We start from the raw sequence: 26,011 nt of genomic DNA on the forward strand, positions 1-26,011 counted from the left end.
CGGCTCCGAAGGGAGACACCCACCATGGGTTCCACACGCGTACTGATCCGCCACCAAGGAACCGCCCTCCGGGCGTTCCTGGTCCTCACCGTCGTCCTGGGCCTGGTCTATCCGCTGGCTGTGACCGGCGTCGGCCGGGTGCTCATGCCGGAACGCGCCGACGGCTCGCTCGTCAGGGCGCAGGACGGCACGGTCGTCGGCTCGTCCCTGATCGGGCAGTCCTTCACCGGCGCCGACGGCGCACCGCTCCCCGAGTGGTTCCAGTCCCGGCCCTCCGCCGCCGGCGACGGACACGACGCCGGGGCCTCCGGCGGGAGCAACCTCGGCCCGGAGAACCCCGACCTCGTGGACACGGTCGAGGAACGGCGGGCGGCGGTCGCGGAGTTCGAGGGGGTCGATCCCGGGAGCGTCCCCGCGGACGCCCTGACCGCCTCGGGTTCCGGTCTGGACCCGCACATCAGCCCCGCGTACGCGCTGCTCCAGGCGCCGCGCGTCGCGGAGGCGCGGGGGGTGCCGGCAGCGGACGTCCAGGACCTGGTCCGGCGTAGTATCGAGCCCCGGGACCTGGGGTTCCTGGGCGAGGAGAGGGTCAACGTCCTGAAGCTGAACCTCGCCGTCGACGGGTGGGGGGCGGAAGGCAGATGAGGAGAGGCCGGCTGAGGGTCTTCCTGGGCGCCGCTCCCGGGGTCGGCAAGACCTACACCATGCTCGAGGAGGGGCGGCGCCTGCGCGAGGAGGGCGGGGACGTCGTGGTCGCCGTCGTCGAGACGCACGGCCGCTGCGGCACGGCGGCGATGGCCGAGGGCGTCGAGGCGGTGCCCCGGACGACGGTGTCCCACCGGGGCGTCGGCCTGGCCGAGATGGACCTGGACGCCGTCCTGGCGCGCCGTCCGGGGACGGCGCTGGTCGACGAGTACGCGCACACCAACGCCCCGGGGGCGCGCCACGAGAAGCGCTGGGAGGACGTGTCGGCGCTGCTGGCGGCCGGGATCGACGTCATCACGACCGTCAACATCCAGCACATCGAGTCCCTCAACGACGTCGTCCAGCGGATCACCGGCGTCCCGCAGCGCGAGACCGTCCCGGACCAGGTGCTGCGCGCCGCCGACCAGATCGAACTGGTCGACCTGGCGCCGCAGGCCCTCCGGGACCGCCTGGCGGCGGGGAACGTCTACCCCGCCGAGCGGATCGACGCCGCCCTGTCCAACTACTTCCGCCTGGGCAACCTCACCGCGCTGCGCGAGCTCGCGCTGCTGTGGCTGGCGGACGAGGTGGACAGCGCGCTGAAGGACTACCGGGCCGAGCACCGCATCGACAGCACGTGGGAGGCCCGGGAGCGCGTCGTCGTCGCCCTGACCGGCGGGCCCGAGGGGGAGACCCTGCTCCGCAGGGGGGCGCGCATCGCCGCGCGCTCCTCCGGGGGCGAGCTCCTGGCCGTGCACGTGAGCAGCCAGGAGGGGCTGCGCGAGGGCCGTCCCGGGGCACTCGCCGCGCAGCGGGCCCTGACCGAGAAACTCGGCGGCACCTTCCACCAGGTGGTCGGCGACGGCATCCCCGAGTCCCTCGTCGGGTTCGCCCGCGCGGTGAACGCCACCCAGCTGGTCATCGGCATCAGCCGCCGGGGGCGCCTCGCCACCGCCCTGACCGGCCCCGGCATCGGCGCCACCGTCATCCGCGAGTCCGGCGGCATCGACGTCCACATCGTCAACCACGCGGCGGCCGGGGGACGCTTCGCGCTCCCCCGGCCGGGCGGGGCGCTGACCGCCAGGCGCCGCCTCCTGGGCTTCGCCCTCTCGGTGCTCGGCGGCCCCGTCCTGACCTGGCTGCTCGTCGGCCAGCGCAGCGCCGAGTCCATCGTCGTCGAGGTCCTGGCCTACCAGCTGCTGGTCATCGTCGTCGCGCTCGTCGGGGGCATCTGGCCCGCGCTGTACACCGCCGTCCTGTCGGCGGTCACACTGGACTACTTCTTCATCGAACCGGTGCGGACCATCACGGTCGACGAACCGGTCCACCTGCTCGCCCTGGTCCTCTACGTCGTCAACGCCTCCCTCGTCAGCTACATCGTCGACCAGGCGGCGCGCCGGTCGCGCTCCGCCCTCCGGGCCGGGGCGGAGTCCGAACTCCTCGCCACGGTCGCGGGCAGCGTCCTGCGGGGCCAGGACGCCCTCCAGGCGCTGGTGGACCGCACCAGGGAGGCGTTCGGACTGGACGCCGTGCGGCTGCGCTCGGGGGAGGACGTCCTGTGCGCGTCCGGGCAGCCACGGGGAGGGGAGGAGCCCGCCGTCGTGCGGGTCGGCGACCGCGCCTCCCTCGAACTCCACGGCGCCGAGCCTGGCGCCTCCGAGAGGCGGCTCCTCGGCGTGATCGCCGCGCAGATCGACGCGGCCCTCGAACACCAGGACCTGAGCGACACGGCCAGCGAGGTCGGCCCGCTCGCCGAGAACGACCAGGTGCGCAGCGCCCTGCTGTCGGCGGTCAGCCACGACCTGCGCAGGCCGCTGACGGCGGCGACCACCGCGGTCAGCAGTCTGCGCTCGTCCGAGGTCAGCTGGTCCCCCGCGGACCGCGACGAGCTGCTCGCCACGGCGGAGGAGAGCCTGACCACGCTGACCGGCCTGGTGACCGACCTCCTCGACGTCAGCCGCATCCAGGCCGGAGCCCTCGTGGTCTCGCTCGCCGCCACCGACGTCGACGAGGTGATCCTGCCGTCCCTGGACGAGCTGGACCTCGGTCCCGCCGACGTCGACCTGGACCTGGACCCCGACCTGCCGTGCGTGCGCGCGGACGCGGGCCTGCTGCAGCGGGCCATCGTCAACATCCTCGCCAACGCCGTCCGGTTCTCGCCGGGCGACCGCAGCGCGCGCGTGGCCACGAGCGTGTTCGGGGACACCGTGCAGATCCGCGTCATCGACCACGGGGGCGGCGTCCCGCCCGACCGGCGGGAGCAGCTGTTCGTACCGTTCCAGCGCCTGGGCGACACCGACAACACCACCGGGCTCGGCCTGGGGCTCAGCCTCTCCAAGGGCTTCGTGGAGGGGATGGGGGGCGGGCTCTCCGCCGAGGACACCCCCGGCGGAGGACTGACGATGGTCATCTCCCTGCCCGTCGCGGACGGACAGGCTTCTGGAAGGACGGACCGGTGAAGATCCTCGTCGCCGACGACGACCCGCAGATCCTCCGGGCACTGCGGGTCACCCTGCGCGCACGCGGCTACGACATCGTCGTCGCCACGAACGGCGCCGACGCCCTCAGGGCCGCCGTCGACCAGCGCCCGGACCTGTACCTGATCGACCTGGGCATGCCCCGCCTGGACGGCGTCGGGGTCATCGAGGGCATCCGGGGGTGGACGAGCGCGCCCATCCTCGTCGTCTCCGGGCGCACCGACTCCGTGGACAAGGTCCGGGCCCTGGACTCCGGTGCGGACGACTACATCACCAAGCCCTTCGCCATCGACGAGCTGCTGGCGCGCGTCCGCGCCCTGACCCGCCGGGGCGTCGGCGGCGACTCGGACCCGGTCGTGCGGGTGGGGGACCTGACCGTCGACCTCTCCGCCAGGACGGTGACCCGGCCCGGCCCCTCCGGCGGGGAGCTCGTCCGGCTGACGCCCACCGAGTGGCGCCTCCTGGAGATCCTCGTCCGCCACTCGGGCAAGCTCGTGACGCGGCAGACGCTCCTCTCCGACATCTGGGGGTCCGACCACGTCCACGACACCGGCTACCTGCGCCTGTACGTCTCCCAGATCCGCAAGAAGATCGAACCGGAGCCGAAGTCGCCGCGCTTCCTGATCACCGAGCCCGGCATGGGATACCGGTTCCTGCAGGGCGGCTCCGACGGCGGGGAGGCGTGAACCCGGGCCCCGGGCGAAGACCTGGACCGCCGCGGCGTCGGGGCCGGACCGGCGTGCGCGCCGGACGACGGCTTCGGGACCTCTCGCAGCGGATCAGCCCGCCGCAGCTCACCGTGCTGACGTTCGCGCTCCTCGTGCTCTGCGGGGCGGGTCTGCTGGCGCTCCCCGCCGCCACCGAGAGCGGGGAACGGACGCCGTTCGCCGCCGCCCTGTTCACCTCCACCTCCGCGGCCAGCGTGACCGGCCTCGCGGTGGTCGACACGGGGGGCCACTGGTCCCCCCTGGGCGAGGGCGTGATCCTGGCGCTCATCCAGGTGGGCGGCTTCGGCATCATGGCCCTGGCGACCGTGCTCACCCTCGTGGTGGGCCGCCACCTGGGCCTGCGCATGGCCGTGCGCACCGGCTCGGAGACCAAGACCCTCACCCTGGGGGAGGTGCGCCGGATCGCCGTCGGCATCCTCACGGTGACCCTCGTCTTCGAGACGGCCGTCATGGCGGTCCTCACGCTGCGCTGGTGGATCGGGTACGACCTCCCCCTCGGCTCCGCGGCCTACCTGGGCCTCTTCCACGCGGTCTCGTCCTTCAACAACGCCGGCTTCTCGCCCTTCGCCGACAGCCTCATGGGGTACGCCACCGACCCGTGGATCACGGTGCCCGTCGCCGTGGGGGTCGTCGCGGGAGGTCTGGGGTTCCCGGTGTGGGTGGAACTGTGGCGGTTCGCGCGACGCAGGGGTGAGCGGCACACCTGGACGATCCACGCCAGGATCACCCTGTCCGTCACGGGGTGCCTGCTGGCGGTCGGCTTCGCGGCCTTCCTGGCCCTGGAGTGGGACAACCCGGCCACGATGGGCGGGCTGGACCTGCGCGGCAAGCTCCTCACCGGGTTCTTCCAGGCGGTCATGCCGCGCACGGCCGGCTTCAACAGCCTGGACTTCGGTGCCATGAACACCCAGACGCTGCTGGTCACCGACCTCCTGATGTTCGTCGGCGGCGGCAGCGCGGGCACCGCCGGCGGCATCAAGGTGACGACGTTCGCGGTCCTGCTGTTCGTGGTCCTGGCCAACGTGCGCGGAGAGCCCACCGTCCACGTCGGCCACCGCCGCCTGGGCGAGGGCGTCGCCTCCCAGGCGGTCACCGTGGTGCTGCTGTCCCTGTCCCTGGTCCTCGCCGGCACGCTCGCGCTGATGACGATGACCACCTTCACCCTGGACGAGATCCTGTTCGAGACGACGTCGGCCTTCGCCACGGTCGGCCTGTCGACCGGCATCACCGCGGACCTCCCGGTCCCGGGGCAGATGGTGCTCGTCTTCCTGATGTTCGTCGGCAGGATCGGCCCGATCGCCCTGGCGTCGGCCCTGGCGCTGCGGCGCCGGGCGCGCGCCTACGAGCTGCCCGAGGAGCGCCCCATCGTGGGCTGAGGGACCTCCGCGCCCCCCACGGGCGGGCGCCGCGGTGGCTCCGGGTCCGGCGGGACCTCTCCCGGAGCCTCCGCCCTCACGGGCGCCACCGCCCCGCGCCGGCGGGTCGCGGGGCCCTGCCGGGGGCGGGACAGGCGCCTCCGCCCCCGTCAGGGAGGAGCGGGGCCGCCGCGGCGGAGCAGGGGCGGCACGGCGGCCCCCGCCCCGGCCGCAGCGGCGGCCCCTCCCCGCGCGGGGAGGGGGTCTCCGGTCCCGCGCCCCTCCCCGGGCTCCGGACCCTCAGGCTCCGCGGGCTGTCGGGTCCAGGACCTCGTCGGCCGCGCGGTACCCGCTCCTGACGGCGCCGTCGAGGGTCCCGTTGCACGGGAACACCGCGGTCTCCGTCGCGGCCCAGTGGAGCGGCCCCACCGGAGCGCGCAGGAGGGGGCCGAACTCGGTCAGGAACCCCGGAGGCATCGGGGACTGGTAGGCGCGGCTGTAGGGGTCGGCGTCCGGCAGGGGCTGGCGGAGGGAGACCGGATTCGCCGCCAAGGGGCCGAGCACACCGCTCAGGTTCTCCAGCAGCAGGGCCCGGTGGCGTTCCGGGTCGTCGGCGACGCTCTGGTCGGCGCCCAGGGGATCGGCCTCGCCGAACGTGTAGGTGTGGGCCACCAGGCGTCCCTGGGAGGCCCCGGGCGGGCTGTCGTCGACGGTCCACGCGGGGACGCCGTCGTCGAAGTGCATCTCCCCGGACAGGCCGAACCCGCGCCAGAAGGGTCGCCAGTAGACGATCTCGGTGCGGATGACCTCGGCCTGCGGCCACTGCCTCTGGAGTCGGCGGCGGCTCGCCGGGAGCGGGGGCGCCACCTCCAGGCGGCCGGCGTCGGAGGGCGGGCACGCGACGACCACGCGGTCGGCCGACAGCGACCCCCAGTCGCCCGAGAGCCGCACCCTCCCGTCGCCGTGCTCGATGCGGGAGACGTGGTGGCCGGGCCGGACGGCGTCGCCCGCCCACGCGGCCAGCCTGCGCACCAGGAGGTCGGCGTCCAGGCGCAGGGGCCGTTCGCCCCTGTCCGGCTCCGGCCCCAGGTGGGCGAGCAGCCACAGCATGCTCATGCGGTCGGCGGGCAGGGCCGCGGCCAGGGTCAGCTGCTCCTCGACCAGTTCGAGCAGGTCCGGGTCGGAGGTGTGCGAGCGCAGCCACCCGCGGACGGTCAGGGCGTCCAGGTGCTCGGCGTCGGCCGAGCGCCAGGGCTCGGCGAAGTCGACCCCCTCGGCGAGCCGGGCGACGCGCCCCAGGATCCACTCGTTGCGGAGCAGGGTCCACCAGGAGGCGCCCAGGGGCATGTGCTCGTCGCTGGCCTCGGTCCCGCCGTCCTCGTCGATGCGCAGGTCGCTCAGCCCGGGGTCGTCGGGCAGCTCGTCGACCGGGACGTCCAGGGCCGCCGCCAGCTCCAGCAGGTCCCGGTCCGACCGCCGCGCGTACATGCTCGCCGGAGGCAGGCCGTCCGGCGGCGGGGACACCGCGGCCGCGCGCCCTCCCGGCGCGACCCGGCCCTCCAGGACCACCACCGAGCGGACGCCGCCCGCCCTCAGCCGCCACGCCGCGGCCAGTCCCGACAGCCCGGCTCCCACGATGACGACATCGCTGTGCTCCACGGCCCACTCTCTCCTCGTCTTCCGCTTCCCTGTGATGGCTCAACGGTCCCAGGTGCGGTGGAGTGCCGGGCGGCGGCCCCGAGCGGGCCGCCGGCGCCGTACGCGACCGGCGCGGGGAGGGCGGACGCGCGGGACCGGCGCCGGGGGAGCGGGAGCCCGGGGTCTCAGGAGGTCAGGACCTTGACGAGCCGGTCCACCTCCTCCTCGGTGTTGTACAGGTGGAAGGACACCCTGAGCCGTCCGGCGCGGGTGGACGCGGCGATCCCGGCCTCGGCGACCTTCCGGGACAGGTCCTCGGACACGGCCAGGGACACGATCGCCGACCCGGCCGGCGGGAGGTCCAGTGCCGTGAGCAGCCGGTCGCCGAGCCCGGCGTCGTGTTCGCGGACCGTCTCGAGGCCGACCTCCTCGACCAGCTCCAGGGCGGGCGCCAACCCGACCCACGAGAACCACACGGGGGCCAGGTCCAGGCGCCGCGCCCCGTCGGCGAGCTCCAGGGGGCCTCCGTAGAGGGAGTTCCACGGGTCGGCGGCGGCGTACCAGTTCGCGGCCAGGGGGCCGAGCCCGGCCAGCGCCTCCGCGGTCGCGGTGAGGAAGGCCGAGCCGCGCGGCCCCAGCAGCCACTTGTAGGTGCTGCACACGGTGTAGTCGACCCGCTCCAGGGGGAGGGGCAGCCATCCCGCCTGGGTGGTGTCCAGCATCAGCCGCGCCCCGTGGTGGGCGCAGGCCTCCAGGAGGTCCTCCACCGGGGCGACGGCGCCGTCGGAGGACTGCACCGCCGAGACGGCGACCAGGGCGGTGCCCGGGCCGACCTCGTCGGCCAGCCGGTCCAGGGGCACCTCGCGCACCCGGACGCCGTGCGGCTCCCGGGCGAGGAAGGGGTGGACGACGGAGCTGAACTCGCGGGCGGCGGTCAGGACCTCGGAACCGGGCGGCAGGCTCGCGGCGATCGTCCCGACGAACTGGGAGGCGTGGGAGCCGATGGCCACCCGTTCGACGGGAACGCCCGTGAGGCGGGCATAGGCGCCGCGGGCCGCGGCGATGCCGGGGTCCGCCTCCGCGGGGGAGAACCGTCCGGCGCCCACCGAGCGCAGGTGCCGCTCCAGTTCGAGGAGGGCCGTGCGGGGGGTCAGCCCGTGGGTGGCGGTGTTGAGGTAGGTCGTCTCGGGGGAGAACTGGCTCTGCGCGGAGCGGAGGCGGTCGCGGCCGGTGTTGTGCATGGTCCGATGCTCGCCGTTCGCGGGACGGCGCTCAAGGTCCAATCCGGGTCGGAGCGGACTCCGCCTCGGCCGGGGCCCGCCGGCTCCGGGCGGCCCGGGGCGCAGGCGTGCGGGTCAGTTGCGGAACTTGGCCTTGGCCTCGGTGGACCCGGCCATGAGCTTGTTGAGCAGGCGGACCAGCTCGGTGCGCTCCTCGGGTTCGAGGGCGGCGGCCCAGGCGGTCTCGCGCCTGTTGTGCGCGCGGAAGCCGCCGAGGATCGCCCCGTACCCGGCCTCGGTGAGGGTGAGCTGGAGGGCGCGCCGGTCGTGGGTGGCGCGTTCGCGGACGATCAGCCCGTCGCGTTCGAGGGTGTTGAGGAGCGCGGACAGGGCCGCCCGGCTCATGCCGGAGATCTCGGCGGTGGTCTTGGCCTCCATGGGGCCGGCCAGCCACAGCGCGAAGATCACCCGGAACCCCGGCCAGGTGAGACCGCGCGGGCGGTGGACGGAGGACTCCAGGTCGTAGACGACCATGCTCGTGGCCCGGTTGAGGGTCAGGACCATGCGCATGGCGTCGGCGTTGACGGAGGGCAGTTCCTGTTCGGCCTTCCGCACCGCGTAGTCGACGAACGACCAGAAGGTGAGATCGCTTGGGGGGGCGGTGTCGTGGGTCACGGCGCCCAGCCTAACCCCTGGTGCGGCGCGTCCGCGGGCCGGGGAACGCACGCTCCGGCCCCGTGTCGCGGCGGGCCGGAGCGGCGCGCGGGCACGCCGGCGCCCCGGCGGGAGCCCGGGGCGGGACCGGGACCGCGATGCTCCTTCGGCGGGGTGCGCGGTGGTCGTGGGGCGGGTGGGACAGGCGAACGGGCTGGTCGGAGTGGTTCCCCGGGTAGCCTTGATGTGTGACCTGTATCACTCCACTGGTGGCTCCGCGTCTCTTGGTCCTGTGGCGTGGAGCACGTTAGGGTCATGATCGTCAAACCTTTGATCAATTGGGTGGCCGCGGCCATCCTGAGCGAGTGAAGGGTCCTCAGACCATGGCAGCCAAGCCGTTCGCCTCCTCCGCCGACACCGAGGCCAAGCCGCAGACACTGGAGGTCCTGGCCGACGGGGTCTACGCGCTGACCGCGGAGGGCGACCCCAACGTCGGCGCCATCGAGGGCGAGGACTTCGTCGTCGCCTTCGAGGCCCTCGCCACCCCCGCCGCCGCACGCGACTGGCTGAAGGTCCTGCGCGAGCAGACCGACAAGCCGGTCCGCTACCTGGTGCTCTCCCACTACCACGCGGTGCGCGTCCTCGGGGCCAGCGCCTTCGACGCCGAGATCATCCTCACCCACGAGAAGACCCACGAACTCATCCGCGAGCGGGGCGAGGAGGACTGGGCCAGCGAGTTCGGCCGCATGCCCCGCCTGGCCAAGGACGCCGACTCCGTCCCCGGCCTCACCTGGCCCACGCAGACCTTCGCCGACCGCACCACCATCGACCTGGGCGGCGACCGCGGAGAACTCGTCCTGCAGTACTTCGGGCGGGGCCACACCGAGGGCGACATCGTCGCCTGGCTGCCCCGGCAGAAGATCCTCTTCGCCGGCGACCTCGTCGAGGCTCAGGCCGCCCTCTACACCGGCGACGCCTTCCACAAGGACTGGGCCGGGCAGACCCTGGACCGGGTCAAGGCGCTCGGCGCCGAGATGCTCGTCGGCGGGCGCGGCGCCGTCAGCAGGGGCCGCGACGAGGTCGACGCCGCCATCGAGCAGACCCGCAACTTCCTCGACGTGATGATCCGCGAGGTCGGGGCCGTCCACGAGCGCGGCGGCACCCTCAAGGAGGCCTTCACCGCCACGCACGCGGCGCTCGAGGGCGACTACGGCCACTGGCCCATCTTCGAGCACTGCCTGCCCTTCGACGTCTCGCGCCTGTGGGACGAGTTCCGCGGTATCGAGCGGCCCGTCATCTGGACGGCCGAGCGCGACCGCGAGGTGTGGGCCCAGCTCCAGGGATGATCCGGCCTGACCCGTCCGGCACGGGTCCGGCGCCGACCGCCTCCCATCCACTCCACTCCGCGCCCCGCCGGGCGCCCAGACCGAACGGAGCCCCACATGCGACCCCCCGCTCCACGCACCCCCGCCGACCCCGGCGCCGACCCCGTCCTGGTGCTCGGAGCGGGACCGGTCGGCCAGACGGCCGCCCTGCTGCTCGCCCGGCGCGGCGTCCCCGTCCAGCTCCTGGACGGACGCCCCGAGCGGGACGCCGTGGGCTCCAAGGCCATCTGCCAGCAGCGCGACGTCCTCGACGTCTGGGACTGGCTGGGCGCGGGCGGCCTCGTGGAGGAGGGCGTCACCTGGGACACGGCCCGTACCTTCTACCGCGAGAACGAGCTGTTCAGCGTCCACCTCGCCGACCCGGGGGCCTCGCCCCTGCCCCCGTTCGTCAACATCTCCCAGTCCCGCACCGAGGAGGTCCTGGACGAGCGCCTGGCCGCGGCGGGGGTGCGGACCCGGTGGAACCACCGGGTCACCGGCATCGCCCAGGACGCGCGCGGCGTCACCGTCGAGTGCGACACCCCCGGGGGGCCCGTCCTGCTGCGCGGCTCCCACGCGCTCTCCTGCCTGGGCGCCCACGGCGGCGTGGTCCGCGACGCGCTCGGGCTGTCCTTCGACGGGACCACCTTCGAGGACCGCTTCCTCATCTGCGACATCCGCGCCGACCTCCCCGGGTGGGAGCGCGAACGCCGCTTCTACTTCGACCCCGCATGGAACCCGGGCCGACAGGTCCTCATCCATCCCTGCCCGGACTCGGTGTACCGCATCGACTGGCAGGTCCCGGCCGACTTCGACCTGGAGGCGGAGGAGTCGGACGGGCGCCTGGACGCGCGCATCCGCCAGATCGTCGGGGACACGCCCTACGAGATCGTCTGGCACTCGGTGTACCGGTTCCACACCCGCGTCGTCGAGCGCATGCGCGAGGGACGCGTCCTGCTCCTCGGCGACAACGCCCACCTGGTCGCGCCCTTCGGCGCCCGCGGGCTCAACTCCGGGGTCCAGGACGCCGAGAACGCCGCCTGGAAGCTCGCCTACGTCCTCGCCGGATGGGCGGGGGAGGACCTCCTGGAGAGCTACCACGCCGAACGCCACGCCGCGGCGCGGGAGAACGCCGAGGTCACCGGTGCGACCATGCGCTTCCTCGTCCCCCACGGGGACGAGGAGCACAGCACCCGCGTCGGCGTGCTCGAACGGGCCCTCACGGACGACTCCGCCCGGGCCCTGGTCGACTCCGGCCGCCTCGCCGAACCCTTCTGGTACACGGAGTCGTCCCTGACCACCCCCTGCCCCGAACGCCCCTTCGGCGGACGGCCGCCGAGGGGCGCGACCCCCTCCCCGTGCCCCGGTGTGATCCTTCCCGACGCCCCGGTCACCGTTCCCGGCGCGGCGGAGCGGATCCGGCCGCTGCTGCGCGAGGGGCTCACCCTCCTCCTGGGCGCCGCCCCCGCCGGCCTCGACCCGGCCTCCTTCCTGGACGGCGCGCGCAGCGCCGCGCAGGAGGCGACCCGGGCCCCCGTCACCGCCCTCTACCTCGACGGGATCGACACCACGGGCGCGCTCGCCGCCGCGCTGGAGCCCGAACCCGGACAGGTGTGGCTGGTGCGCCCCGACGCCCATGTCGCCGCCGTCGTCCCCGGAGCGGACCACGGCGCCGTCCGCACCGCCGTCCGCACCTGCCTCGGCCTCGCCGCGGCGGAGGCCCCCGCGTCCCCCGCGGCGACCGCCCGCCCCGAGCGGTCGGCCCCGACCGCCTGACCCTCCGCCGACCCCGGTTCCGTGCCCGCCCCCGGGCGGGCCGGGCCGCCGTCCGCACCGGACCAGGAACCCGAACCACGACAGCCCAGCACGGGTACGACCACGGTCGGCCCGGACCAGCCCACGGTGAGGAGAGAACCGCCATGGCCCACTACCGACGGATCGGCGAGGTGCCCCGTACCCGCCACACCCAGCACCGCAACCCCGAAGGCGGGCTGTACTACGAGGAGCTGATGGGGGAGGAGGGATTCTCCTCCGACTCCTCGCTCCTCTACCACCGCGCCATCCCCTCGGCCATCGTCGCCGCGGCCGAATGGGAGGTGCCCGCCCAGACCCGCACCCGCAACGCGCCGATGGTCCCGCGCCACCTCCGCCTCCACGACCTGTTCACCGGAGAGGACTGGAAGGCCGCCGACGTCGTCGAGTCGCGCCGCCTCGTCCTGGGCAACGACGACGTGCGCATCTCCTACGTGGTCGCGGGCGCCCCCTCCGAGCTGTACCGCAACGGCATCGGCGACGAGTGCGTGTACGTGGAGTCCGGCAGCGCCCGGGTGGAGACCGTGTTCGGCCTCCTGGAGGTCGGTCAGGGCGACTACGTCATCCTGCCGCGCGCGACCACCCACCGCTGGGTGCCCACCGGCGAGGAGCCGCTCCGCGCGTACGTGGTGGAGGCCAACAGCCACATCGCCCCGCCCAAGCGCTACCTGTCCAGGTACGGCCAGCTCCTGGAGCACTCCCCCTACTGCGAACGCGACCTGCGCGGCCCCTCCGAGCCGCTGCTGGCCGAGGGCGAGGACGTCGACGTACTCATCAAGCACCGGGGCAACGGCCCCGGCGGGATCTCCGGCACCCGGTACACCTACCCCCAGCACCCGTTCGACGTCGTCGGCTGGGACGGCTGCCTGTACCCGTACGCCTTCAACATCGCCGACTTCCAGCCCATCACCGGCCGCGTCCACCAGCCGCCGCCCGTCCACCAGGTGTTCGAGGGCCACAACTTCGTCATCTGCAACTTCGTCCCCCGCAAGGTGGACTACCACCCCGGCGCCATCCCGGTGCCCTACTACCACTCGAACGTGGACTCCGACGAGGTCATGTTCTACTGTGGCGGCGACTACGAGGCCCGCAAGGGCTCCGGCATCGGCCAGGGCTCCGTCTCCCTGCACCCCGGCGGCCACTCCCACGGGCCGCAGCCCGGCGCCTACGAGCGCAGCATCGGCGCCGAGTCCTTCGACGAGCTCGCCGTCATGGTGGACACCTTCCGCCCGCTCGACCTCGGGGAGGGCGGCGTCGCGAGCGACGACGGCGGATACGCGTGGACCTGGGCCGGGGGAAGGGGGGACCGGTCGTGAGCGGCGCCCTCTACCGGAAGCTGTTCGACGACGCGGCCCTCTTCCCGCCGGGCAACGCGCCGATGGGCGAGGCGCTGGCCGCCCACCGGGCCCACCTGGCGGGCCCCCGGGCCGGGTACGTGGGCCCCTTCCTGGTCGCCGACGCGCGCGTGGCCGAGCTGCGCGCCGTCCTGGGCAGGGAGCCGGAGGACGACGGCCGCGCCCCCCTCGCGGTGGCCGTCACCGTCCCCGGCGGCGCGGGCGCGGTGGGGGCGGCCGTCGACGCGGTCCTCGCCGACCCGGCCCTGCGCCTGGCCGGTGTCGAGGTCGCGGCGGCGCCCGGCGGCGCCCGGGAGGCGGCCGGGGCGCTGGACTCCCACCTGCCGGGGGGCGCCGAGGGCTTCGTGGAGGTCTCCCGCGGGGCAGGCGTGCGCGAGGACCTGGAGGCACTGGCCGGCAGCGGCCACAGCGCCAAGTTCCGCACCGGAGGACTCACCCCGGAGGCACACCCCGGCGAGGACGAGCTCGCGGAGCTCCTGCACGCGGCCGTCGCACTGGGCCTGCCGTTCAAGTGCACCGCCGGGCTCCACCACGCGGTCCGCCACACGACCCGGGAGGGGTTCGAGCAGCACGGGTTCCTCAACGTGCTCCTCGCGACCGGCGCCCTCCTCGACGGCGGCGGTTCCGGCGACGCAGCCCGGATCCTGGCCGAACGGGACGGCACGACCGTGGCCGGCCTCGCCGCCGGGCTCACCGACGGCGGGGCGGAGGAGGTGCGGGGACGCTTCCGGTCCTTCGGCACGTGTAGCGTCACCGAGCCGCTGGAGGACCTGGTCGTCCTCGGAGCCCTGCCCGCACCCCGTCCCCGGCGGGCCCTGCACCACTGACCGGCTCCGGGGCGGCTCCCCGGCCGGACCGCCCCGGACCCCGGACCACCGAACGCCCACTCCCAGAAAGCACCGCTCATGCCCGACAGCTGGCTCGACCTCGACCCGGACGCGCAGTTCGGCCCGGCCACCCTGCCCTACGGGGTGTTCAGCACCGCCTCCGACCCCGGGCCGCGCGTGGGCGTGGCCATCGGGGAACACGTCCTGGACCTCGGCGGCACGGCCCGCGCACTGGGCGCCCCGTTCGCGGACACCGTCGCCGGGCCCGGCCTGGACGCCCTGCTGGCGGCCGGACGCCCCGTGTGGGACCAGGTGCGGACCGCCCTCACCGCGTGGCTGACCGATCCCGTCCACGCCGACGCCGTCCGCCCGCACCTGGTGGACCGGTCGTCGGTGCGCCTGCACCTGCCGTTCACCGTGGCCGACTACGTGGACTTCTACGCCTCGGAGCACCACGCCACCAACGTCGGCCGGATCTTCCGCCCCGACCAGGAGCCCCTCACCCCGAACTGGAAGCACCTCCCGATCGGCTACCACGGCCGCTCGGGGACCATCGTGGTGTCGGGCACCGACATCGTGCGCCCCACCGGCCAGCGCAAACCGCCGACCGAGCCCGCACCGGTGTTCGGGCCGTCCGTGCGCCTGGACATCGAGGCCGAGGTCGGGTTCGTCGTGGGCACGCCCAGCCCGATGGGCGAGAGCGTGCCGGTGGACTCCTTCGCCGACCACGTGTTCGGGGTCTTCCTGCTCAACGACTGGTCCTCCCGGGACCTCCAGGCCTGGGAGTACGTGCCGCTGGGCCCGTTCCTGGGCAAGTCGTTCGCCACCTCCGTCTCCCCCTGGGTCGTGCCCGTCGCCGCCCTGGAGGCAGCCCGGGTCGAGCAGCCCGCCCAGGACCCCGAGCCGCTGCCCTACCTGCGGGGCACACGGCCCTGGGGTCTGGACCTGCGCCTGGAGGTACGGCTCAACGGTCACGTGGTGTCGAACCCGCCCTTCGACCAGATGTACTGGACCGCCGCGCAGCAGCTCGCCCACATGACCGTCAACGGGGCCTCCCTGCGCACCGGGGACGTCTTCGCCTCCGGGACCGTCAGCGGCCCGGAGCCGGACCAGCGCGGCTCCCTCCTGGAGCTGACCTGGAGCGGCAAGGAGCCGCTGCGCCTGCCCGACGGCACCGAGCGCGCCTTCCTGGAGGACGGCGACGAGGTGGTCATCACCGCGACCGCGCCGGGGCCGGGCGGGACGGTGGTGCACTTCGGCGAGGTGGCAGGCCGGATCCTCCCCGCCAGGTAGGCGGGAGCCGCGGCCGCGCCGACCAGGGGGTCGGCGCGGCCGTTCGCGCGGGGCCGCCCCTTCTCAGGGGAGGGCGGGGACGAACCCCCTTCGCAGGGTCGACCCCTCCCCGCGGAGATCCGCTCCGATCACCCGGGTCCGGGGACGCCCGCCCGCGCGACCGGAAGCGGCCGGGCGGAGGCCCCGGCCCCGGGCGGACACGGGCGGCCCGGGGCGCGTGCGGCTCTGGGCCCGGAGTGTCCTCGCGGGGACGCTTTGCCCGGGCGCAGCTCCGTCGGGTTCACTGGCGGCATGGTGCATTCCGAATATCCCGGGCAGACCCCCGACATCGTGCTCTTCGACCTCTTCGGCGTCATCGCGTGCCACCAGTCCGAGGAGGGCAGGGACCGGTTGGTGAGAGTCGCGGACGCGCCGGCGCCCGCCTTCTGGAAGGCGTACTGGGACCTGCGCCCCGACTACGACCGGGGCGATGTGGACGGCCCCGGCTACTGGGACAGGATGGGCCGGGCCCTGGGCACCCGCTTCGACGACCGCCGGGTCGCGGACCTGGTGGAGGCCGACATCGCCAGCTGGAGCGCCGTCGACGCCGCCATGGTCTCGCTGGTCGCGGAGCTGGCGGACGCGGGGCGGACCGTCGCCCTGCTCTCCAACATCCCGGAGGAGCTGGCCGCCCACTACGAGGCCGAGCATCCCTGGTTCGACCGCTTCCGGGTCCGTGGCCTCTCCTGCCGCATCGGCCACGCCAAGCCCGAGGAGGGTGCCTACCTCTGGTGCCGGGACGCGCTGGGAGCGGACGCGGAGCGCATCCTCTTCGTGGACGACCGGGAGGACAACATCCGCGCGGCGGAGGGGGTCGGCATGCGCGGCCACGTCTTCACGTCCCGCGACCTGCTCGCGGAGGTCCTGGCCGCGTAGCGCCCGTACGAGGACGGGCCGGCCGGCTCCGGCCGGCCCGTCGGAGGGGCTGGGGTCCTACCGCGCCCGGGCGGGGATGGCGTCCAGGTCGTCGTCCCGGGTCTCGCGGCTGATCAGCAGGGCCACGAGGGTGATCACACTGACGAGCACCAGGTAGCCGCCGACCCACGCCAGACCGAAGGTGCCCGCGAGCCAGGTCGCGATGTAGGGGGCGAACGAGGCCCCGAGCAGGCCCGCCAGGTTGTACGCGACCGAGGCGCCGGTGTAGCGGACGTTGGTCGGGAACAGCTCCGGTAGGACCGCTGCCATGGGGCCGAAGGTCAGGCCCATCAGGGACAGGCCGATGATCAGGAAGGCCATGACCCCGACCGTGCCCCCGCCGGCCATCATCGGCCCCATCGCGACGCCGAAGGCGATGATCGCGACGGTGACCGCGATCAGGGTGGGCTTGCGGCCGAACCGGTCCGCGAGGAGGCCCGAGACCGGGGTGAACAGGGCGAAGAACACCACGCCGATCATCAGGAAGACCAGGAACTGTGAGCGCTCGTAGCCCAGGCCGTCCACGGGGTCGGTGCCGAAGCCCAGCGAGAACACGGTCATCAGGTAGAACAGCACGTAGGTCGCGACCATGATCAGGGTCCCCAGGACGACCGCGCGCCAGCTGGTGCGGAACACCTCGACCATGGGGGTCTTGACCCGCTCCCCGGAGGCGACGACCTTGGCGAACGCGGGGGTCTCGTGCAGGGTCAGCCGGACCCAGAGGCCGACGACGATCAGCAGGGTCGAGAGCAGGAACGGCACCCGCCAGCCCCAGGCCAGGAACGTCTCGTCGCTCATGGTCTGGGTCAGGGCCAGGAACACGCCGTTGGCGAGGAAGAACCCGATCGGGGCGCCCAGCTGCGGGAACGTGCCGTAGAAGCCGCGCTTCCCGGCGGGGGCGTTCTCGGTCGCCAGCAGCGCCGCGCCGCCCCATTCGCCGCCCAGGCCGAGGCCCTGGCCGAACCGGCAGACCGCCAGCAGGACGGGGGCGAGGACGCCCACCTGCGCGTAGGTCGGCAGCACGCCGATGCCGACGGTCGCGATGCCCATGGTGAGCAGGGAGGCGACCAGCGTGGCCTTGCGGCCGATCCGGTCGCCGAAGTGCCCGAACACCCAGGAGCCGATGGGGCGGGCGACGAACGCGATCGCGAAGGTGGCGAGCGACTGGAGCCGAGCCGCCAGCATGTCGCCCTCGGGGAAGAACAGCAGCGGGAAGACCAGGACCGCGGCGGTGGCGTAGATGTAGAAGTCGTAGAACTCGATGGACGTGCCCACGAGGCTGGCCGTGAGGACCTTGCGCCTGGGGTTGGTCGGTGGCTCTGCCACATCCGGTGAGCGTGGGGCGACGTCCGTCATGGGACTTCTTTCCAGGTCAGTGCTGTGATGATGGCTGGATGCTAGCCCCGGTGGACACTATGTGAAACATTTGTCTCGCTATGTGGACGCCTGGGGTGCTCGTGTCCGTCTGGTGTCCCCCGGGCGGAACGCGGGGAAGCCGTTCGTTCCAGGCGTTCCCGTCCCTGGGCGTGAGACCCGTCACGCGGGGCGGGTGCGGCCCCGGGACGCGCGCGGCGGGCCGGGGAGCGCCGGGGGCACGGTGCCGGGTCGGGGCGCTCCCGCGGCCCCGGCCCCTTCCCGCGGACGTCCCGGGCGGAGGGGCCGGACTCACCTCCGGGGCACGGTCCCCGTCGTCACCACCCGGGTGCAGTTCGCACGGAACCGTTTGACCAGCTCGCCGTTGGGGCGGTCGCTGCGCTCCACCCAGTCCCGGGCCGCCTCCTCGCTCGCCCCGCCCGACACCTGCCGCCGGTGCAGCCTGCGCTCCCGCAGCCCGTCGTCGGCCTCCACGTACCAGAGCCCGGCGAACAGGCCCCGCAGCCCCGCCCAGGGCTCGTCGTCGCTCGCGAGGTAGTTGCCCTCGGTCACGACCAGCCGCGTGTGCGGATCGATCACGTGCCGCGCCGCCACCGGCTCGTGCAGGGTCCGGTCGTAGTCGGGGACGTAGACGGGGTGGTCCGCCTCGGTCAGCAGACGGCGTACGAGCGCCGCGTACCCGTGCGCGTCGAAGGTGTCCGGCGCGCCCTTGCGGTCGAGCCTGCCCAGCCGGTCGAGCTGGGCGTTGGACAGGTGGAAGCCGTCCATGGGCAGGTAGCCGGCGGCCCCGGGCCCCAGCACCCGGCAGACCTCGGCCACCAGGTGGCGGGCGAGGGTCGACTTCCCCGCGGCGGGAGGGCCGGTCAGGCCGAGCACGGCCCTGCGGGCCCCGCTCCCGGCGGCCTCCCGGGCCAGGGCGAGGGCGTCGGGGACAAGCGGTTCGGGCATGGGTCCGAGCTTATGCGCCGGGGGCTCCCCGCGTCCTCCCCCCGGGCCCGCCGGAGGGCGGTCACGGCCCGGTCGGCCCGCCCTCGGCGCGCAGGCCCGACAGGCAGACCTCGACCACGGTGCCGGCGAGCCCGTCCAGCCGTACGCCGGGGTCCATCAGCCACTGGACGAGGCAGCCCTCGATCGCTCCGACCACCACGGTGGCCTCGGGTTCGCCGACACCGGGGCGCAGGTCGCCCTCGTCGGCCGCGCGGCGGAGGAGGTCGGCGACCGCGCCCCGGTACTCGCGGTAGACCGAGGCCATGTCGAGGGGGGCGGCCCCGCCGTGGCGGCCGGCCGCCCACAGGTCGACCATCACGCGCGTGAGGTCGGGTTCGTCGGCGAGCATGGCCACGGCCGCCCGCACGAGTGAGGCGAGCCGTTCGACCGCCGGGGCCCCCTGTGCGGAGGCGTGTGCCAGCACGTCCGCGGAGCGCTCGGCCAACCGCGCGAACGCGGCGGCCAGCAGTTCGTCGCGGCTGCCGAAGGAGAGGTAGACACTGCCCTTGGCGATACCGGCCTCGGCGGCGACGTCCTCGATCCTCGTGGCGGCGAACCCCCGGCGCGCGAACACGCGTACGGCGGCCGAGAGGATCTCCTCACGCCTCGCCTCCCGGTCGACCCTCTTCGGTGCCATGGGCTCCCCTCTCCGCCGCTCCCCGTGCCGCTCCGGGGAGCATATGGCCCAGGAGGAGTTTGACGAGCATGACCGGGGCCAGCCAGGACAGGGCGTCGGGCACCGGCAGGAGCAGCAGGGCTGCGGCGGAGCCGGTCGCCGTGGCGCAGAACGCGACGGGCGGGCGCAGGGGGAGCGGGGCCAGGCCCACGGCCGCCGCGCTCCCCAGGGCGAGCAGGTACAGGGCGGTGGCGGTCCACCAGTCGAAGCCGGGCACGAACAGGGCCAGGGCGAAGGGCTGGACGTGGAGGGCCACGAACCCCAGATGGTGGCGGAGGGTGCGGCCCGGCGCGTGGTAGCGCCGTTCGGCCGCCGCCGTGGAGGTGGCCGCGGCACCGCCGAAGAAGTCGAGGGCGACGACCCCGGTGACCGCGGTCGCCGCGGCCGGCAGGCCCGCGGCCAGACAGGCCCCGACGGCGAGTGCGGTGCCCGCCGCGGCGGAGACCAGGGTGGCCGCGGTCTCGCCGGGGGAGGGGTCGGGGCCGACCAGGACCGTGGCGAGACCGCGCAGGGTGCGTGCGAGGGGACCGGTGCGCGGTGCGGGCGGGCCCGTGCGCGGTCCGCGCGCGGCGGCGGGCCCGGAGGCCGGTGGGCGGGTGTGGTTCACGGTGGCGCCGCTCCTTAAATGACTGACTGGTCAGTCATAATAAGGGACGGGGCGGGGGCGGGAAAAGGGGTCGGCGCCGGAGAAGCTCCGGCGCCGACCCCTCAACGGTCGTGCGGGGCCGCCGCGGCCCGCGCGGCGGGTCTCAGGGCGCGTGGCCCACGTAGGCCAGCGCCTGGCGCAGCAGCACCCCCTGGCCGCCCGTCATCTCCTCGCGCAGCTGCGGGCTGGCCGCCTCCTCCGGGGTGAACCACACCAGGTCCAGCGCGTCCTGGCGGGGCTGGCAGTCGCCCGAGACGGGGACGATGTAGGCCAGCGCCACCGCGTGCTGGCGGGCGTCGTGGAACGGGGTGACGCCCGGGGTGGGAAAGTACTCGGCGACCGTGAACGGCTGCGGGGAGCCGGGGATGCGCGGCAGGGCCACCGGGCCCAGGTCCTTCTCCAGGTGACGGAGCAGGGCGTCGCGCACCCGCTCGTGGTAGAGCACGCGGCCCGAGACCACCGAGCGCTGGAAACTGCCGTCCGGGGTGGCGCGCAGGAGCAGGCCGATGTGGGTCACCTGCCCCGCCTCGTCCACCCGGACGGGTACCGCCTGGACGTAGAGGACGGGCATCCGGCCCCGGACGCTCTCCAGTTCCTCGGGGGCGAGCCAGCCGGGCTGTGTGTCGGCGGTTTCGGTCATCGGGTGCGCGGTGGGTGCCCCCGGTCTGACGGCCGGACGCGGTCACCGCTCCCTCCCTTCGTCTTGCTGTCCCTGAGGTCGGCCCGGGGGTCCGGCCCGGAGGCGCGGACACCTGCGGGTGTCACATGTACTGCTTCTACCGCATTCACGACCGTAAAGCACGGCGCGGCCGGGGGTTCGGGAGTGTCCGAGAGAGATGAGGAGGGGTCCGGAGCCGCGGACCCGCAGCCGTGTGTCCCGGCATCCCCGGACAGGGTGACACCAACCTGACCGGGTGGCCATATCAGCGAGATTTCGCGGGTTTTTCTCACGGAAAGCCTCCCAGGGGTTCTCTGTAGAGGCTACGATCTCGTACGCGGTTGCGTAGTGGAAAGGTTACGTCCGGTGAGAGGTGGCCCGAGTGGTGATGGATGCCCGGTTCTCTGCCCAGGAGCGTTTCCGCTGTACAGGTGTGACGGTCGTGCCCGTCCACGGCGAGGTGGACCTCGCCACCGCCGACCGCATGCGCGATCGGCTGCTCCAGGCCGCGCACGCCTCACGGTGCGACTGCCTGGTCGTGGACATGTCGGGGCTCGACTTCTTCGACGCGAGCGGGGTGAGCGCCCTCGTGTCGGTCTTCAGGACCCTCACCGCTGAGGGGCGCCACGTGGTGCTCGCCGAACCCGCGCCCATCGCCGCGCGCGTGCTCGACGCACTCGGCATGGGGCGCCTGTTCGAGATCTACCCGATCCTGGAGATGGCACTGACCCACACCAGCGGACTGCGGGTCAACGGCGACCCGATCGGCGACACGGTCCCCGGCGGACCGTGAGCCGACGCCGGCCCCGGGCCCCCGCACCAGGGGGCCCGGGGCCGGGACGCGGCCCTCAGTGCGGGTCGGGGACCCCGGGACCGCCCGCCGGCCCCCCGCCGCCGCGCACCAGGAACGGCTCCAGCAGTTCGGGCACCGCCTCGTCGGCCCAGGCCAGCCCTTCACCCAGCCCCACGTCCGCCGCCGCGTACATCCCCTCGCCCGCGGCCGTGGTCGCCGCCACGTCCGCCAGGCCCAGCCGCCGCTGGAACGGCGACCTGGTGATCCGCCAGCCGATCACGGCGGCCCTCTCCAGGGTCACCGTCCTGCGCACCGCCATCCCCCGCCGGACCACCAGGTAGCGCGGGTGCAGCCCGTGGCCGAGCCCCCGGTAGGAGCCGACCGCGTACCAGAACGCCGCCGCGCCGAGCAGCACGGCGACCACCGCCCACCCCCAGCCCGGAGCGGACTCCACGGCCCGGACCGTCAGCGGAACGGGCATGATGTACTCCTCGACCTCGTGCGCGGCCTCCCACCACGCCTCGGACGCCAGCGTGTGGAGCCAGGCCAGGACCCCTGCCAGCACCAGGGCCAGCACCGTGGCGTACCCCGCGCGGGTGAGCCGGCGGCGCAGCGCCGCCCGCGGGTGGGGGGCCAGGGGCACGTCCAGGGGCGAGTCCTGCGTCCGCATCAGGTCGGCGGCCAGCCCCCGCGCCAGCTCCCGGGGCATCACCGGGGACAGGCGGCTCTTGGCGCTGGCCTTCTGGTCGTCGGCCGCGCCCAGGCCGGTCGCGACCGCCCGCACGTCCGCGCCGCCCGCGGACCTCAGCAGGAACGGCTCGTACAGGGTCACGCCGTTCAGACGGCGCCCCTCCACCGACAGCGACACGCTGGTGAGCAGGCCTCGGCGCAGGCGCACGGTGCCGTCCGCCTCCCGCGTGAGCCGGTAGTCCCACCAGGTCTCCACCGCCACGGCCGTCACGACGAGTACGCCGGAGACCAGCAGGCCGAGCAGGGTCAGGGGCGCCACGAGCAGTATCTGGCCCACGACGAAGGAGGCCATCTCCTCGCCGCTGGGCAGGTTCGCCCGGTCGGAGATCCACCGCCACGGGGCGCCGTTGCTCTGGGCGTTCGCCCCCAGGAGCGTGGCGATGACACCGAGGCCCACGCCCACCGTGGCGGTGGTCACGGGGGCGAAGGCGAACCAGCGCCGGTCCAGCCGGGCCAGTTCGACCTCGATCCCCCCGTCGTCGCCGGGGGCCGGGTCCTCCCCCGCGGCGGTGGCCCCGGCGGTCCGGGGGGCGCCCCGGTGGAGGAGTTCGCGGCGCAGCCATTCGCCCTGCTCCGCGGTGACGTAGAGCAGCTGGAGCTGCTCGGACCCCGCGCCGACCTGCTCGCCGGTGCCGACCGTCACCGAGCACAGGCCGAAGACCCGGGCGTAGAGGGGGGCGGCGACGTCCACGCTGCGCACGCGCTCGCGCGGGATGGAGCGGTACGACTTGGCGATGATCCCGGACCGCACCTCCATGCGCTCGACGGTGACCCGGTAGCGGGTGGCCCGCAGCCGCAGCAGGTCGAGGTACGTCATGAGCGCGAGGAAGGCGAGTGCGCCGGGAACGGGGGCGAGGGCCCACAGGGGCTGGCCCGCGACCACCAGGACCACGGTGGCGACGATCGCCCCGGGAACGAGGAACGCGCCCGCCACGAGGGTGCTCGCCCACACGCTCAACGGGTGCAGCCGCCGCCAGCCATCGTCCTCGGTGGCAGCGGTGCCCGCGCCGGGGGTGTTCCCCGCCTCCGGGCCGTCCGCCCCGACGGGGTCGTGGGCTTCCGCGCCGCCGGTCGGCGGCGGGAGGGGGGAGCCGCCGGCCGTGAGGCCCTCCGGCCCGTCCGGGCGGACCGGTCCGCCTTCGCCCAGGGGCTGCCTGTGCTCGTCGGGGGTGCTCATGTCGCGTCTCCCGGGGTCGCCTGGGTGGTCTCGGTGAGCTGCTCCGCGACCTCGGTGGCCCGGACGTGGTCCAGGCCCGCGATCTCGATCGGTCCCGCCGCCGAGGCGGTGGTCACGGTCACGCTGGACAGGCCGAACATCCGCTGGAGCGGGCCCCGCGCGGTGTCGACGGTCTGGATGCGCGACATCGGGGCCACGCGCCACTCCTGCCAGATCCATCCGCTGGACGTGTACACGGCGGTGTCGGTGACCTCCCACCGGTGGACGCGGTAGCGCCACTGCGGCATGAGGACGGTGATCAGGAGTCCGACCCCGCCGACCACGGCGGTGGCGAGCAGGAACCAGGCGCGCGGCGGTTCCCAGATGATCGCGGGGACGAGGGGGATCGCCGTGAGGACGACGGTCACGGCCAGCGACCGTGTCGTCCACCACCGGATCGCCCGTCGGTCCACGCGGTGGTGGGGCGGGCGCAGGCGCGGCGCGTCTGTGGTCATCGCTTCCACGTCTCCTCTCTTCGGGGCCCTGCGGGCCGTTCGCTATTAAAAGTGATATCACAATGCTATGCTCGAGTCATCACCTTGAAGAGAACGGAAGAAGCGATGGCCGAAACCAGCCAGCCCACCACACCGGCGCCCGAGTACAGGGAGCACACGGCGAAGAGCCACGACGGCATCCTGTTCGCCGTGATCAGCCTCGTGCTGGTCCTGGGCGGCGTGGGCACCGCCCTGCTCCCGATACTCGGACTGCCGCCCCTCCTGATCGGCGTCGGCATCGTCGTCGGACTGGTCGGACTGGGGCTCTCGTTCGGGCTGACGATGGTCGCGCCCAACGAGGCCCAGGTCGTCCAGCTGTTCGGCCGCTACGTCGGCAGCGTCCGCACCGACGGCCTGCGCTGGGTCAACCCCTTCACGCTCCGCAAGGGGATCTCCACCCGCATCCGCAACCACGAGACCTCCGTCATGAAGGTCAACGACGCCTCCGGCAGCCCCATCGAGATCGCCGCCGTCATCGTCTGGCAGGTCGAGGACACCGCCCGCGCCTCCTTCGAGGTGGACGACTTCGTCGAGTTCGTGTCCATCCAGACCGAGGCGGCGGTCCGCCACATCGCGGGCTACTACCCCTACGACTCCTACGACGCCGACACCAGCCGGTCCCTGCGCGGCAGCGCCGACCTCATCACCGAGGAACTCTCCAGGGAGGTCGGCGAGCGGGTCCAGGCCGCGGGCGTCAAGATCGTGGAGTCCCGGTTCACCCACCTGGCCTACGCGTCGGAGATCGCCCAGGCCATGCTCCAGCGCCAGCAGGCCAGCGCCCTGATCGCCGCCCGTCAGGAGATCGTCGAGGGGGCCGTCGGCATGGTGGACCGCGCGCTCACCCGCCTGTCGGCGGAGAACGTGGTCGAGCTCGACGAGGAGCGCAAGGCCGCGATGGTCAGCAACCTGCTCGTGGTGCTGTGCTCCGACCGGCCCGCCAGCCCCGTCGTCAACACCGGGACCCTGTACCAGTAAAACGGGGGGAGGCGGCCGTGCCCGATCGCAAGAAGGTGCTGCTGCGGCTCGACCCCGCCGTCCACGACGCGCTCGCGCGGTGGGCCGGGCAGGAGCTGCGCAGCACCAACGCACAGATCGAGTTCCTCCTGCGCCGGGCGCTGGACGACGCGGGGCGGATGCCGAAGGAGGCCGGGGTCATCCCCCGCCGGGGCAGACCGCGCAGATCCGCGCCGGAGCAGGACGCGCCCGTGGAGGAGCCCCGGGGCGAGGAGTCCCAGGAACCGACCGAGGAGTGACACCCCCCGCCCACGACGGCGCCGGGCACCCGAAGGTGCCCGGCGCCGTTCGCCGTGTGCGGCCTAGTCCCCGGCCGGGGGCCTCGTGGTCTCCTCGGTCTCCTCCGGTCCGGCGATGTGCGCGCGCCAGTCGCCGTCGAGCCTGAGCATCCATTGCGGAACGATCCGGGCCGGGAAGGGAACGCTGGTCTCGAAGACCTCCTCCCCGAACGCGGCCGAGACCTCCGCGTACTCGCCGTCCTCCAGCCGCAGTTCGATGATGCTCGCCTTGTCCCGGTCGGGGGTGATGACCCAGTACGAGGGGATGCCGAACTCCGCGTACTCGCGGCGCTTGGTGTGGTGGTCGCGGAAGACGCTCTCGGGGGAGACCACCTCGATCGCCAGCACTGGCGGCCTCGTCGTGTACGGCATCTGGAAGTCCTCGCTCCGGATCACGGCCACGTCGGGTATCCGGTGCCGTGTCCGCTCCGTGTCGAGAGTGATGCCCGGGCCGTCCATCACGAGCATTCCCACGGGTGCGGCGTAGCTCAGGTGGGCGGTGAGGCGCCCGGTGGCCAGCGTGTGCAGGCTGGAGGGAGCGGGAGCCACGTCAAGCCGCCCGTCGACCAGCTCGTAGCGCCGTCCGTCGTCCGGCGTGTGCTGAAGGTCGTCCACTGTGAGCGGCCCCGGTTTCGGGACGGTCTTGCCGATAGTCATAACTGCCATCATGCCTCCTCATATGCATGAGGACCAGGATTGTGGAGGAGAGGCGGTCGTGGGCCGGAATCGAGAAACTCGTGAATAAACGACCTTCCCTCTCATCT

Annotated in this window: 24 protein-coding genes; 13 read left to right on the forward strand and 11 right to left on the reverse strand. The window is 73.9% G+C overall.

The window, feature by feature from the left end; translation table 11 throughout:
- Nucleotides 1–24 precede the first annotated feature (24 nt).
- The 4 genes from kdpC to ACFQBR_RS03235 are packed head-to-tail and all read left to right on the forward strand — an operon-like array spanning nt 25 to nt 5,265.
- Nucleotides 25–645: a potassium-transporting ATPase subunit KdpC gene (kdpC, locus tag ACFQBR_RS03220; RefSeq protein ID WP_344176041.1), complete on the forward strand. Its 621-nt coding sequence runs from the start codon at nt 25–27 to the stop codon at nt 643–645.
- Nucleotides 642–3,143 carry an ATP-binding protein gene (locus tag ACFQBR_RS03225; RefSeq protein ID WP_267944575.1) on the forward strand — a complete coding sequence of 834 codons (2,502 nt, stop codon included), beginning with the start codon at nt 642–644 and terminating at the stop codon, nt 3,141–3,143. Before kdpC ends, ACFQBR_RS03225 begins: the two co-directional genes overlap by 4 nt.
- Nucleotides 3,140–3,847 carry a response regulator transcription factor gene (locus ACFQBR_RS03230; RefSeq protein WP_267944574.1) on the forward strand — a complete coding sequence of 236 codons (708 nt, stop codon included), beginning with the start codon at nt 3,140–3,142 and terminating at the stop codon, nt 3,845–3,847. Before ACFQBR_RS03225 ends, ACFQBR_RS03230 begins: the two co-directional genes overlap by 4 nt.
- A gap of 53 nt (nt 3,848–3,900) precedes the next feature.
- Nucleotides 3,901–5,265 (forward strand): TrkH family potassium uptake protein, encoded by a 1,365-nt coding sequence (locus tag ACFQBR_RS03235; RefSeq protein WP_344176044.1) that lies wholly within the window; start codon nt 3,901–3,903, stop codon nt 5,263–5,265.
- Nucleotides 5,266–5,544: 279 nt separating this feature from the next.
- On the opposite strand, the gene ACFQBR_RS03240 is transcribed toward ACFQBR_RS03235, so the two are convergent.
- From ACFQBR_RS03240 to ACFQBR_RS03250, 3 genes are all read right to left on the reverse strand, one after another.
- On the reverse strand, nt 5,545–6,903 hold the full coding sequence (locus tag ACFQBR_RS03240) for a flavin monoamine oxidase family protein (RefSeq protein WP_344176046.1): 1,359 nt from the start codon (nt 6,901–6,903) through the stop codon (nt 5,545–5,547).
- 164 nt (nt 6,904–7,067) lie between these two features.
- Entirely contained in the window at nt 7,068–8,123 is a 1,056-nt protein-coding gene (locus ACFQBR_RS03245; protein ID WP_267944571.1) for an aminotransferase class V-fold PLP-dependent enzyme, read from the reverse strand.
- 114 nt (nt 8,124–8,237) lie between these two features.
- Complete coding sequence (locus tag ACFQBR_RS03250) at nt 8,238–8,777, reverse strand: MarR family winged helix-turn-helix transcriptional regulator (protein ID WP_267944570.1); 540 nt, start codon at nt 8,775–8,777, stop codon at nt 8,238–8,240.
- Nucleotides 8,778–9,139: 362 nt separating this feature from the next.
- Here ACFQBR_RS03250 and ACFQBR_RS03255 point away from each other — a divergent pair, with 362 nt between their 5' ends.
- The 6 genes from ACFQBR_RS03255 (at nt 9,140) to ACFQBR_RS03280 (ending at nt 16,322) form a co-directional block, all read left to right on the forward strand.
- Complete coding sequence (locus ACFQBR_RS03255; protein ID WP_267944569.1) at nt 9,140–10,102, forward strand: MBL fold metallo-hydrolase; 963 nt, start codon at nt 9,140–9,142, stop codon at nt 10,100–10,102.
- A gap of 96 nt (nt 10,103–10,198) precedes the next feature.
- Nucleotides 10,199–11,896 carry an FAD-dependent monooxygenase gene (locus tag ACFQBR_RS03260; RefSeq protein ID WP_352985284.1) on the forward strand — a complete coding sequence of 566 codons (1,698 nt, stop codon included), beginning with the start codon at nt 10,199–10,201 and terminating at the stop codon, nt 11,894–11,896.
- 143 nt (nt 11,897–12,039) lie between these two features.
- Nucleotides 12,040–13,248, forward strand: a complete 1,209-nt coding sequence (locus tag ACFQBR_RS03265; protein ID WP_267944567.1) for a homogentisate 1,2-dioxygenase — start codon at nt 12,040–12,042, stop codon at nt 13,246–13,248.
- The gene (locus ACFQBR_RS03270) at nt 13,245–14,114 is read left to right on the forward strand and encodes a hypothetical protein (protein ID WP_378552015.1); all 870 of its coding nucleotides are present in this window, start codon (nt 13,245–13,247) and stop codon (nt 14,112–14,114) included. The genes ACFQBR_RS03265 and ACFQBR_RS03270 overlap by 4 nt, the downstream gene beginning before the upstream one ends.
- A 78-nt stretch (nt 14,115–14,192) precedes the next feature.
- Nucleotides 14,193–15,407, forward strand: a complete 1,215-nt coding sequence (gene fahA / locus ACFQBR_RS03275; RefSeq protein ID WP_344176053.1) for a fumarylacetoacetase — start codon at nt 14,193–14,195, stop codon at nt 15,405–15,407.
- A 291-nt stretch (nt 15,408–15,698) separates the two neighbouring features.
- Nucleotides 15,699–16,322 carry an HAD-IA family hydrolase gene (locus ACFQBR_RS03280; protein WP_344176055.1) on the forward strand — a complete coding sequence of 208 codons (624 nt, stop codon included), beginning with the start codon at nt 15,699–15,701 and terminating at the stop codon, nt 16,320–16,322.
- A gap of 57 nt (nt 16,323–16,379) precedes the next feature.
- Here ACFQBR_RS03280 and ACFQBR_RS03285 read toward each other — a convergent pair whose 3' ends face one another.
- The 5 genes from ACFQBR_RS03285 to ACFQBR_RS03305 form a co-directional block, all read right to left on the reverse strand.
- Nucleotides 16,380–17,717 carry an MFS transporter gene (locus tag ACFQBR_RS03285; protein ID WP_267944562.1) on the reverse strand — a complete coding sequence of 446 codons (1,338 nt, stop codon included), beginning with the start codon at nt 17,715–17,717 and terminating at the stop codon, nt 16,380–16,382.
- A gap of 309 nt (nt 17,718–18,026) precedes the next feature.
- A complete protein-coding gene (locus ACFQBR_RS03290; RefSeq protein ID WP_267944561.1) occupies nt 18,027–18,683 on the reverse strand; it encodes a nucleoside/nucleotide kinase family protein in 657 nt (218 codons plus the stop codon).
- Between the two features lie 61 nt (nt 18,684–18,744).
- Complete coding sequence (locus ACFQBR_RS03295; RefSeq protein WP_344176058.1) at nt 18,745–19,359, reverse strand: TetR/AcrR family transcriptional regulator; 615 nt, start codon at nt 19,357–19,359, stop codon at nt 18,745–18,747.
- Nucleotides 19,322–20,005, reverse strand: coding sequence for a hypothetical protein (locus ACFQBR_RS03300; RefSeq protein WP_344176060.1), 684 nt, complete (start codon nt 20,003–20,005; stop codon nt 19,322–19,324). Before ACFQBR_RS03300 ends, ACFQBR_RS03295 begins: the two co-directional genes overlap by 38 nt.
- A gap of 142 nt (nt 20,006–20,147) precedes the next feature.
- On the reverse strand, nt 20,148–20,684 hold the full coding sequence (locus tag ACFQBR_RS03305) for an NUDIX hydrolase family protein (RefSeq protein WP_267944558.1): 537 nt from the start codon (nt 20,682–20,684) through the stop codon (nt 20,148–20,150).
- A 451-nt stretch (nt 20,685–21,135) separates the two neighbouring features.
- On the opposite strand from ACFQBR_RS03305, the gene ACFQBR_RS03310 reads away from it, so the two are divergent.
- Complete coding sequence (locus tag ACFQBR_RS03310; RefSeq protein WP_267944557.1) at nt 21,136–21,495, forward strand: STAS domain-containing protein; 360 nt, start codon at nt 21,136–21,138, stop codon at nt 21,493–21,495.
- 55 nt (nt 21,496–21,550) lie between these two features.
- Here the strand turns inward: ACFQBR_RS03310 and ACFQBR_RS03315 are convergent, their stop codons facing one another.
- Both ACFQBR_RS03315 and ACFQBR_RS03320 read right to left on the reverse strand, forming a co-directional pair.
- Nucleotides 21,551–23,422 carry a PH domain-containing protein gene (locus ACFQBR_RS03315; RefSeq protein WP_344176062.1) on the reverse strand — a complete coding sequence of 624 codons (1,872 nt, stop codon included), beginning with the start codon at nt 23,420–23,422 and terminating at the stop codon, nt 21,551–21,553.
- Nucleotides 23,419–23,916 (reverse strand): PH domain-containing protein, encoded by a 498-nt coding sequence (locus tag ACFQBR_RS03320; RefSeq protein WP_267944555.1) that lies wholly within the window; start codon nt 23,914–23,916, stop codon nt 23,419–23,421. Before ACFQBR_RS03320 ends, ACFQBR_RS03315 begins: the two co-directional genes overlap by 4 nt.
- Nucleotides 23,917–24,021: 105 nt before the next feature.
- On the opposite strand from ACFQBR_RS03320, the gene ACFQBR_RS03325 reads away from it, so the two are divergent.
- Both ACFQBR_RS03325 and ACFQBR_RS03330 read left to right on the forward strand, forming a co-directional pair.
- A complete protein-coding gene (locus ACFQBR_RS03325; RefSeq protein ID WP_267944554.1) occupies nt 24,022–24,930 on the forward strand; it encodes an SPFH domain-containing protein in 909 nt (302 codons plus the stop codon).
- A gap of 17 nt (nt 24,931–24,947) precedes the next feature.
- Nucleotides 24,948–25,208, forward strand: coding sequence for a type II toxin-antitoxin system antitoxin (locus ACFQBR_RS03330; RefSeq protein ID WP_267944553.1), 261 nt, complete (start codon nt 24,948–24,950; stop codon nt 25,206–25,208).
- A 63-nt stretch (nt 25,209–25,271) separates the two neighbouring features.
- Here the strand turns inward: ACFQBR_RS03330 and ACFQBR_RS03335 are convergent, their stop codons facing one another.
- Complete coding sequence (locus tag ACFQBR_RS03335; RefSeq protein WP_344176065.1) at nt 25,272–25,913, reverse strand: Uma2 family endonuclease; 642 nt, start codon at nt 25,911–25,913, stop codon at nt 25,272–25,274.
- Between the last annotated feature and the right edge of the window lie 98 nt (nt 25,914–26,011).

The organism is Nocardiopsis tropica, assembly GCF_042660575.1.
In the GTDB taxonomy this organism is placed as follows: Bacteria; Actinomycetota; Actinomycetes; order Streptosporangiales; family Streptosporangiaceae; genus Nocardiopsis; species Nocardiopsis tropica.